We start from the raw sequence: 523 nt of genomic DNA on the forward strand, positions 1-523 counted from the left end.
ATCCTGATCGATCAGATTGAACAGGACCGGTCGCGCGGCATACCGACCTGGGATGCCATCGTCGAATCCGCCGTGCGCAGGCTGAGGCCCATCGTGCTGACGGCCGCCGCCGCGGTATTGGCCATGATTCCGCTGTCACGCAGCGTGTTCTGGGGGCCCATGGCGGTCGCCATCATGGGGGGGCTTGTGGTGGCGACGGTGCTGACGCTGCTGGCTTTGCCGGCGATGTACGCAGCCTGGTTCCGTGTCAAACGGGAAGACAAGCTGGAAATTAAGCCACACGCGGGCGAAAAGCCACAGCCGGCCTGATTCTTTCTGGCCACCGGTTCCGGACGAAAAACCGGGCCCGATAACGGCTAAAATAGAGAGTTGACCGATTTCAAGCGGGGATTCGGAGGTTTTTCGGATTCCCGTTTTTGTTTCCGGCGCGCGGGTGGCGAAATTGGTAGACGCACCAGGTTTAGGTCCTGACGTCCGCAAGGATGTGCGGGTTCGAGTCCCGCCCCGCGCACCACCCTGAGAC

1 protein-coding gene and 1 tRNA gene are annotated in these 523 nt (G+C 61.6%); both read left to right on the forward strand.

Features of this window, described 5'->3' with window-relative positions:
• Positions 1 to 309, forward strand: a 309-nt coding sequence (locus AC1D0Z_RS24000) for an efflux RND transporter permease subunit (RefSeq protein WP_477660604.1), incomplete at its 5' end; no start/stop codon positions are given.
• Positions 310 to 427: 118 nt separating this feature from the next.
• Positions 428 to 514 (forward strand) — tRNA-Leu (locus AC1D0Z_RS24005).
• Positions 515 to 523: the final 9 nt, after the last annotated feature.

This window comes from Polaromonas sp. P1_E3 (assembly GCF_056405935.1).